General features: G+C 48.4%; 7 protein-coding genes, 3 tRNA genes and 1 other RNA gene. 7 read left to right on the top strand and 4 right to left on the bottom strand.

The window, feature by feature from the left end:
• Both WW58_RS04250 and WW58_RS04245 read left to right on the top strand, forming a co-directional pair.
• The coding region (locus WW58_RS04250) for a RidA family protein (RefSeq protein ID WP_046435659.1) at nt 1-246 on the top strand (246 nt) is incomplete at its 5' end.
• Between the two features lie 68 nt (nt 247-314).
• A tRNA-Leu gene (locus WW58_RS04245) sits at nt 315-397 on the top strand.
• A gap of 29 nt (nt 398-426) precedes the next feature.
• Here WW58_RS04245 and WW58_RS12945 read toward each other — a convergent pair.
• Nucleotides 427-702 carry a hypothetical protein gene (locus WW58_RS12945; protein ID WP_186277354.1) on the bottom strand — a complete coding sequence of 92 codons (276 nt, stop codon included), beginning with the start codon at nt 700-702 and terminating at the stop codon, nt 427-429.
• Between WW58_RS12945 and WW58_RS04240 the strand changes: the two genes are divergently transcribed.
• The gene (locus WW58_RS04240; protein WP_081863703.1) at nt 657-1,376 is read left to right on the top strand and encodes a SanA/YdcF family protein; all 720 of its coding nucleotides are present in this window, start codon (nt 657-659) and stop codon (nt 1,374-1,376) included. The two genes, WW58_RS12945 and WW58_RS04240, sit on opposite strands and share 46 nt — an antisense overlap.
• A gap of 681 nt (nt 1,377-2,057) precedes the next feature.
• Here the strand turns inward: WW58_RS04240 and WW58_RS04230 are convergent.
• Entirely contained in the window at nt 2,058-3,050 is a 993-nt protein-coding gene (locus WW58_RS04230) for an alkaline phosphatase family protein (protein ID WP_046435655.1), read from the bottom strand.
• A 588-nt stretch (nt 3,051-3,638) separates the two neighbouring features.
• On the opposite strand from WW58_RS04230, the gene WW58_RS04225 reads away from it, so the two are divergent.
• The gene (locus WW58_RS04225; RefSeq protein WP_046435653.1) at nt 3,639-4,046 is read left to right on the top strand and encodes a hypothetical protein; all 408 of its coding nucleotides are present in this window, start codon (nt 3,639-3,641) and stop codon (nt 4,044-4,046) included.
• 433 nt (nt 4,047-4,479) lie between these two features.
• Here the strand turns inward: WW58_RS04225 and ssrA are convergent.
• Nucleotides 4,480-4,839: a transfer-messenger RNA gene (gene ssrA / locus WW58_RS12940) on the bottom strand.
• Between the two features lie 81 nt (nt 4,840-4,920).
• Nucleotides 4,921-4,997: transfer RNA gene (locus tag WW58_RS04215), tRNA-Arg, on the bottom strand.
• 213 nt (nt 4,998-5,210) lie between these two features.
• Between WW58_RS04215 and WW58_RS04210 the strand changes: the two genes are divergently transcribed.
• The 3 genes from WW58_RS04210 to WW58_RS04200 all read left to right on the top strand — a co-directional run bounded on the left by WW58_RS04210 (nt 5,211) and on the right by WW58_RS04200 (nt 9,099).
• Nucleotides 5,211-7,361, top strand: a complete 2,151-nt coding sequence (locus WW58_RS04210; protein ID WP_022197061.1) for a RecQ family ATP-dependent DNA helicase — start codon at nt 5,211-5,213, stop codon at nt 7,359-7,361.
• Between the two features lie 359 nt (nt 7,362-7,720).
• Nucleotides 7,721-7,813 (top strand) — tRNA-Ser (locus WW58_RS04205).
• A gap of 563 nt (nt 7,814-8,376) precedes the next feature.
• On the top strand, nt 8,377-9,099 hold the full coding sequence (locus WW58_RS04200; protein ID WP_146023920.1) for a hypothetical protein: 723 nt from the start codon (nt 8,377-8,379) through the stop codon (nt 9,097-9,099).
• The last annotated feature ends 7 nt before the right edge of the window (nt 9,100-9,106 follow it).

Genomic DNA, 9,106 nt, shown 5'->3' with positions numbered 1-9,106 from the left:
CGTCTGGCCGTTATTGTGCAGGCGGTGGGGTCTCTGGAAAAAGTATCCCGAATCGTGGCCGTGAACGGATTTGTAAATGCCGGCCCGGATTTTTATGACCATCCTAAAGTATTGAATGGCGCATCCGATCTGCTGGTGGAAGCCTTTGGAGAAATTGGCCGCCACAGCCGTACGGCGGTAGGCGTATCCGCCCTGCCGCTCAATGTAGCGGTGGAAATCAGCATGGTGGTGGAAGTTCGTGATTAATATTAAAAACCGGAAGGGATTCGTGCTTGAATCCCGGCGGCATTCCTGTAGAGTGCCGTCCGGTCAATGCCCCCGTGGCGGAATGGTAGACGCTGCAGACTTAAAATCTGTTGTCCGCAAGGACGTACCGGTTCGAGTCCGGTCGGGGGTACTTCTTTAAATAACAATGAATTATGTAAATTAAAGGCTCGCTGTTTGCGGGCCTTTTTGTTTTGCTTCAATATCATTTGTTGGCTGATTCTCCATCAATAATTTTTGTTTTCCCGGATGAGTAAAACAAGGATGGCGGTGTTTCGTGGCTATTCTTGTCATGAAATGCAGAAAGCAGAGAGAAGAATGTTGAGTGGAAACAGTTCTGAAAAAAGAGTTTATAACAGGGCGCCTCTGGCTGAAAAATAGAAATACGGAGTATGAAATTGTTGGGTATCTTCCGGTTTGGAAAATCAGATGGTTCATGGCGCCCTGGAAAAAAGGGAATGCTGCTGGCGTTGAAAATAGCAGGAGGCATGTTTGCGGGAGCGGTTGTGGTATGCGTTGCCGCAGAATGGTACATTTATTCCGTTTCAGAGGGCAGGATTGTTGAGCATTCCAGGGATGTTCCCGTTCGTGCTCCTGTTTTGGTGTTAGGATGCTCCCCAACATTCATGGGGAGCCCTAACGGATATTTCCATAACAGGATGGATACGGCCTCGGAACTTTGGAAAGATGGAAAAGCAACGGTTTTCATCGTTTCCGGAGATAATAGTTCTCATGCTTACAATGAACCGGAATGGATGAAACAGGCTCTGGTGGAACGTGGCGTTCCAGAGGAACGGATTGTATGTGACTTTGCGGGATTGCGGACTTTGGATTCTGTCGTGAGGATGAAGGAAATTTTTGGCGTTTCGACGATGATTGTTGTTTCTCAGGAATTTCATAATGAACGCGCCCTGGCAATCGCAGCGCATGAGGGGATGGCGGCCTGGGCCGTCAGCGCGCCGGATGTTCCCAACCGCCGTTCCCGTATGAAAAGCTGGTTCAGGGAGCGTGCGGCCCGCGTATGGATGATGCTGGACTTGTGGGTTTGGAGCCGTGAACCCCGTTTTTTGGGAGAACCTGTGGTTTTGCCGGAAATAAAAGAGGAAAAATGAACAATACTTCATGCGGCAGGGCTCGTCATAAGATGTCTTTGATGCGGTACGGCAACCCAGAGGGAGGGGGTGCCCGCGCCTCGAATCATTAAATGCTGAATGGTCCAATCATGTCGGCTACGTGGGATGATTTGCCATGAAGATGAACAAGGCCAGAAAGCCTGAGTGAACAATTCGTCATGAAGACGGTCGGAGGTGGTGGCCGTACGTTTCATTGTCCTTCATGGAAGAAACAGGTGCAATCCTTCCCCTTATCTTATGCGTATGGGTGGGCAACGGTTGAAAAAAGGATGGTTGGGAAACATCAGAAAGCTGATGCTCTGGTCGGAATAAGCTTGCCTCCATGTCTTGGGAATAAAACACTCCGGAACAGGTTCTGTTGCGTTTTGATGCGGCTGACGCTCCCTGTTGGAATTCCGTATTTGATTAAAAAGGGGAAAGGATACGGTAAAAATCATTGACTCTTTCCGGGAAAGTGCTATGCAGATTTTAGTGCTTTGTGAAAAGCGGGCTGTTTTATTCCGGCTGTCATGTTCCCTTCTTCTAGCGGTCAGGAAGGCCGTCTCTCCAACGGCAAAGGCTCGGTTCAACTCCGGCAGGGAATGCCATCCGGCAGCCATGTTTTGTTTCCTGCCGTGAAAAGGCGGTAAATTGCATCAGGAAAAGCAAGCTACGGGGGAGTTATGATGGAAACACGCTTTCAATGACTTTCCCCGTCCATTCCGGTAGTGGCTTTCCTCCGAATAAATGAAGAAGCATGGGAGCGGTATTGGTGGTATTATTTGGTTCGGAAATCAGGAAATTTCTCTTAATGCCCGGACCTGAAATCCCCCATGGAACTATCATTTCCGCTGCGCTCGTCCCCCCGTGGCCCTTTCCGATTCCCCCATGATCCGTCAGAAATAGAAAATGCGTATCGTTGAATAAGTCTTCCTGCCTCAATTTCTGAAAAAAGATTCCAATTTGCTGATCCGCCTCTTCAATAGATTGAAGGTATTCTCTGGACATCCAGCCGTATTTGTGCCCCGCATGATCTGTATGAACGGAATAGAGAAAAACCACAGTCGGGTTGTAGCGGTGTTTCTTGACGAATTGGAAAGCCTGATGGTAATTGGAAGCATAGGCGTCGTTTGCCAGGTACTTGATTTCATCCAGGTATTTTTCGTTGAACGGATAGGCAAGAGGTTTCCAATTATAGTAAAAAGCTGTTTTGCAGGAAGGCTGGCATTTTTTCAGGGCCTGGAATACGGAGGGATAATATCCGTCTTCGTCTCTCCGTACGGCGGGGTAGGAGGAATTTGCCGGCGTCCAGTTATTATTGAAGACTCCGTGCTGTTCCGGGCCGCTGCCGGTTAAGTGACTGGTCCAGTTAGGTAACGTGACGGAGGGCATCACAACCCGCGTATCCAGAGAAAAAGCTCCCTGTGACATCATTCCTTTTAAAGAGGGCGCATGCGCCTTTTGAAAACCTTCCACACAAATACCGTCCAGGGAAATCATGATCACTCTTTTGGCGGAATTATCGGAAGTTCTATCTGGTACGGAATTTCTGGGAATGCCGGAATCATATTGTGTAGTGGCAAGGGCTGTATTGCCCGTTGTCATTCCTGCTGCCGCCAGGCCTAATTGATTCAGGAAATTCCGGCGTGTTGTTTGATGATAAGAGTTTTCCATATAAAGTACATACTGTTGGCTTGAAGTATTTTTATCAACGCTTCTGGATATTCGGGAAGCTCATTTCATCGTATAGTTTTTTACGGACAGGGGCCGAATCCGGGTTTCAAAGCAATTTTTCCAATAATTCGTTCCTTTCCTGTGATAGGATGGTTTTATAGAGAAAGGATATTATCATTTATTGTATTCAAATAGTTAAGTGGGTGTGACAATATAGGAATGCTCCGCAGGCTGTCTCATCTGCGATTTAGGCAAAGCATCTTCCATACGCTTCAAACGAGGGGGCATATCATATTTGTTACGGGCCGTATCCTCATCAATGTTGGCCAAAATGCCGGGCGGGAGCGGGGACTTTCAATCTGGACGTTTTACACAGGATGACATTTTCCGCGAGCTGGAGCAGATTTTTCAAGGAAGTGGGTGTTAGGTGCAGTCAGCTCCCTGAAGAAAGATCAGCCGGAGGCAGACAAATATCCCTGATGTTATTCCTCCAACAAGACGGGACAAGCCCGGCAGGTGTGGGTGTTTGCCAGCCATCACGATGCTCGCGCCGCCATTATTAAATCAGCCAATTAGCATAATGATACCATGAGAGAGATACAAATACAGTTTTCCAAGCCCGGTAACTGGAGGGAATTCACACTGACAGCCATCTACCAGGATTCGGATGGATATACTCGCATAGACCGCTATAAACAGAATGATATACCGTCCGGGCAGGCCCCGGCTTTGAGCGCGGCTGTAGCCGTCATTGCAGACATGGAAGAGGACTGGCAAGCCGTCCAGGTATGGGCAAGGCTGGGAAATACCTCTGTTCTCAATAATTCCGCAGGAGACGATGAGGCCGTTGAGTTTCGTGAAGCAGTTCTACTGACGATTGAGGCTGTCAATAGCCTCGGGGGCCGCCGTATTTTTACCCCCGGTAATTATGCGCAGTTCATACTGATGGATTTTGCCTCCATATCGTTTTTCAAGTATTTTACCATCAGAAAATAATAAGGATATCAGCAAATAAGATTGTTGGACTGACTGCATGATTGCGGCAGACTGGGGGATATGTGATGCAGTGTTTTTTTCCAGACAAGGCGTTTCCGGATTTGTCGATGCATTGCAACAGTTTTAAATGGAAAAGATGTTCCTCCCAGGCAGGAGCGGATCAAAAACAGGGAATCAATGACAGTAACCCCATGAGTGACGTAAAGCAGTTCTTGGTCAACGTTGGGAACAGGAAGGGCCTGGTCTGTCGTGATGCCTCAAAAATTGCAGATTCCCTTATGCTCTGATGTTTATCGGAAAACTTGGATGGAGTATCGTCATGCGGCTTTAAAAATACAGTACATTGTTTCTAAAAGCCGTTATCATGTACTGCGGTTCTATAAAAACAACAACCGCAAACATTCTATTTCAAACGCTTGCGGTTGTTTTGAAATGGTGGAGGCGACGGGAGTCGAACCCGTGTCCTGAAGGCCATTGATGACGGCATCTCCATGTTCAGACGCATATTGCTGCTTTCGCGGCTGCTTCGCTATGCGTCAACTAGGCAAGCTCGCTAGTTGCCTGTGGAAGTCTCGTGCGTTGCGCGGCAACCCCGCATTGCACCAGCCTGCTGTGTCTTCGTCGTCCCCTCTAGCAGGCGTTGAGGTTCTGACGCGGCTGAACTAATTAGGCAGCCAGAGCAAGGTCGTTAGACTCTGCATTTATTTTTTTAATCGGCTTTTTAGAAGGCCAGCCGATTAACCTTCACATGCAGCCAGCACCGCAGACTTCCAGTCGAAACCATGGCGCCCCCATATGTATTTACCAGTAGAGACAAAAAATCCCGCCGTGACGTTCAGGCAGGAATCATTTTATTTGCTGGCAGTGATGCAAGTGGCACGCCCGTAGGGATTCGAACCCCAAACCTTCTGATCCGTAGTCAGACGCTCTATCCAATTGAGCTACGGGCGCTTTGACTTGCGTCGTGTACCGCGTAAGCGGTGAAGGAAATATAGATTTTTCTTCGGGAAAGTCAAGATGTTTGTAAGATGATTTGAGAAAAAAATTCATTTTTCTCTTTTTGGGAGAATAAATTTTCAGAAAAAGAACCGTTAATTGAGGGGTGGAGAAAAAGGGGAAAGGCGTTGCGCCATGGAATGGCCTGTGGCACACTAAACGGAGAAAATGAGCGAGTTCAAGGTGATCAGGTCGCCGATGGAGGCATTGAAGAAGTACTTCGGCTTTTCCGGCTTGAGGGAGGGCCAGGATCAAGTGGTGGCTTCCATTATGGAAGGCCGCAATGTATTGGTCGTGATGCCCACGGGAGGAGGAAAATCCCTGTGTTACCAGCTTCCCTCCTTGTGCCGGGCCGGGGTTTGCCTGGTTGTCAGTCCTCTAATCGCTTTAATGAAAGATCAGGTGGATGCTCTTGTCGCCAGAGGGATTCCCGCCACCATGATTAACAGCTCCCTGAGTTTTCCTGAGCAAAAGGAACGTTTGGAAGGAATGAAAAGGGGAGCGTTCAAGCTGGTATATGTGGCTCCTGAACGTTTTGGTCATGAAGGGTTCATGCATGCTCTGGCGGAGGTGGATGTAAATATGGTGGCTGTGGATGAAGCGCATTGCCTGAGCCAGTGGGGGCACGATTTCCGTCCGGATTATCTGAAGCTGGGAAAAGCTGTTGAAATGATGGGGCGGCCTCAGGTGGCTGCTCTGACCGCCACAGCTACTCCGCGGGTGCGGGAAGATATTCTGAAACATTTGGGGCTGGATGATCCGGTGACGATCGTACGAGGGTTTGCGCGGGAAAACCTGCATTTCCGCATTACTGCGTGCGATACGCACAAAGACAAATACAAGAGGCTGTACGAATTGGTGAAGCGTTACAAGACGGGTATTATTTATTGCTCCACCCGCAAAAAAGTGGAGCAGGTATATGAGGCTCTTTCCGATTTTGGATTGAGCGTGACAGCCTATCACGCAGGCATGACGGATGAACAGAGAGAGGAAGCCCAGAACGCTTTCATGAACCGCCATGCGGATATTGTTATTGCCACGAATGCTTTTGGAATGGGCATTGACCGTGCGGACGTCAGGTTTGTTGCCCATTTTGAGATTCCCGGCAGTGTGGAGGCCTATTATCAGGAGGCCGGCCGAGCCGGACGAGACGGGGAGGAGGCTTATTGCGAACTTTTGTTCAACCATGCGGATTTGCGGACCCAGGAATTTTTTATTGAAGGAGTGAATCCGGGAATTCCATTGATTGTGGAGCTGTACGAGTTGCTCAGAAAGCATTGCAGCGCAGAAACCCACGATGTCATGTGGTCTCTGGAGGAAATGGCGGAGCGTCTCAAATGCCGCAATGCCATGCAGGTGGGAGCTGCTTTATCCGTTCTTATACGCAATGGAGCGATCAGCCGTCATGACGTTCCGGGACAACGCGTGAAGCTTACCAGAGTGACGGATCCTTCCGTAAGCGGCTTGAAGATTCCTCTGGATGAAGATGCCCTGCGGGAAAAGGAAGTGAGGGACCGGGAAAAACTGAAGGCAATGACGGAGTTCGCTTATTCCTCCGGCTGCCGTCAGCAATGGATTTTGAATTATTTCGGGGAGGAAGATGGAGTGCCGTGCGGCCGCTGCGACCAGTGCCTGGCCCTGGGCGTTGAGGAAGGCCAATCCCTGGGAGAAGAAGAGACTTTGGTGGTGCGGCAGGCGTTGAGCGGGATTGCGCGCGCATCCGTGCGTTTGGCTGATGGTTCCTGGCAGGGAAGGTGGGGCAGGACGAAAATCATCCAGATGCTCAAAGGGGCGAAAACCCAGGAGTTGTTAAGAACATCCCTGGTCCGGCTGAGTACTTATGGCATCCTTTCCCGATGGAGTGAGGACGATATCCGCCAGTTGTTCCGTGCCATGCAGATGGCGGGATTGACCAGAATGAGCGGGGAGGCGGACCGTCCCCTGATTACCCTGAGTCCGAAAGGAAATGAAGTGATGATGGGGCGCAAGAAGGCATCTTTGGTTTGGCCTTTTGCCCGCCGGGGAAAAATATCCGTATCTATGGAGCAGGCCAGAGTTCGGTCTACGGGAAATTTGGCTGCCCTGGGAGAGTTTGACGAGGATTTGTTTTTGAAGTTGAAGGAGCTGAGGAATGAACTGGCACGGGAAGCCGGGATTCCGGCTTATGCCGTGTTTCATAATTCTACACTGGAAGGTTTGGCCAGGTTGAAACCTACCACCCGCCGTGGTGCTATGAACGTTCACGGCATTGGAGAGCAGAAAGCTGCTCGTTACTTGGATGATTTCCTGGAAGTCATTGCCGAGCATTGCGGGGTGTGAATTTGTCTTTCCGATTTGCTCCAATCAGGCGTACGCCGTCTCTGGAACGTGGTGTTCATGCTGAACTGAGGAACTATTTTTCATGAATTACGGAAAAAATGTTCCATACTTTGCGAATATATTTGCCGGGAAAATGCGTATTTGTTTGAATAAATTGTTCATCAACATCAAGTTGTGGATATTTTGACTCTTTCCAGAAGGTTGTTTTCCTGCCCTCATGGAACAATCAAATGGATGGCTGTCTATCCCGATCCAGTAGGATCGAGAAGATTGCCTGATCAATATTTTTGACTGTATTATTTATGTATTGACTTCATTTTGGGAAGCGTGTAGTCTCCTTTCCACACATTACCCAAGACGGAGCGGTGGCTGAGAGGCTGAAAGCACTCCTTTGCTAAAGGAACGTACTGGCAAAACCGGTACCGAGGGTTCGAATCCCTCCCGCTCCGCCAAAACCTTTCTTTTTTTAAGAGCCTGCACTTTAACGGTTTAGGCTCTTTTTCTTTGCAAACCAGGGGATTAGATGCTGGGGAATTATTTGCTGGTCTGATTGTCTTATTTTAGTTTTTTATTTTTTCATTTGAAATTGAATAACTTAGGCCAAAAACGCCGGTTAGGATGTATAGCCAGCGTTTTTTCTAATATCCTTATTATAGGCATCAGGATAATTATAGGTGCATTTGGAAAAAGGTCTGGACTGGAGGCTGTCCCTGAGGGTATTTGTGTGTGTGTGAATGATGATATAAATTTTTGAATGTAAGTTAGTTGTTGCAGGAGATGGACAGGATAAAACTGCCGTGGCTGGTAAAAGTGGAGAGTGCCCGGAATTGAATGGACACGAATGTGGTTCATGCGCCGGTCTCGGAGTGGTTCACGGCCGCATCGGATATGTTAACAGCTTCAGGATGTGTGGGAAAGTATGGAACAGCCACTCCAGAATGGGCTCTGTCTTTTTTTAATCTGCGGAGGATTTAACGGATTTTGGAATAATCTGGTGTTATCAATGGTCAAGACCATGAATAACAATATTAAAGAACATCCTATCCAATTTGAAGCAGATATGATTCGGGCATTGCTGCAGGAATACAGCACTCCCGGCGAGCACAAAAATCAAACCCGCCGCACGTGCGGCCTGAACCAGTTTAATGATCTCCCTGAAGCTTTGAAAGAAAGAGGGTGGGAGATTCAGGAATTTATAGAAGAGTCCGGCTCGTGGCTGGCTGTTTTCGAGGAAGGAAGCGGAAAGTTTTCAGATATTTTTATCCCGTGGATTGAATGTCCCTACGGGAAAGTTGGCGACCGTTTGTGGGTGCAGGAGGAGATTTGCCATAATAGCCGTTCTGGATGGCTTTATTCTGCTGATGGCGTTTGTTTGCCAATGTCATATCCAGACGGATGGATATCAAAAAATGCCCGCAGGCAGTTTATTCCTTCGATCCACATGCCGCGTTGGGCTTCCCGGATTTTACTGGAAATTACGGAAATCAGAGTTGAGCGGCTTTTGGACATTACGACGAACGATGCACGGATGGAGGGCATTGAATGCGTTTGGCACGATGAAGAAACGGATGCCTGTTTATGGAGGGATTACTCGGGAAAATCTGCGGGGTTGGCTTTTGCCCGGTTATCTTTCTTCTCCTTGTGGGAAAAAATAAAGGGAACCGGTTCCGCTGAACTGAATCCGTGGGTATGGGTTATTAAGTTCAATGTGTTAACTATCAACGGAAATATCGAATAAAGAATGT

This window comes from Akkermansia sp. UNK.MGS-1 (assembly GCF_000980515.1).
Classification (GTDB): Bacteria; Verrucomicrobiota; Verrucomicrobiia; order Verrucomicrobiales; family Akkermansiaceae; genus Akkermansia; species Akkermansia muciniphila.
The sequence above is the reverse complement of the archived record's forward strand: the minus strand, read 5'-3'. Positions and strand labels throughout refer to the sequence as shown.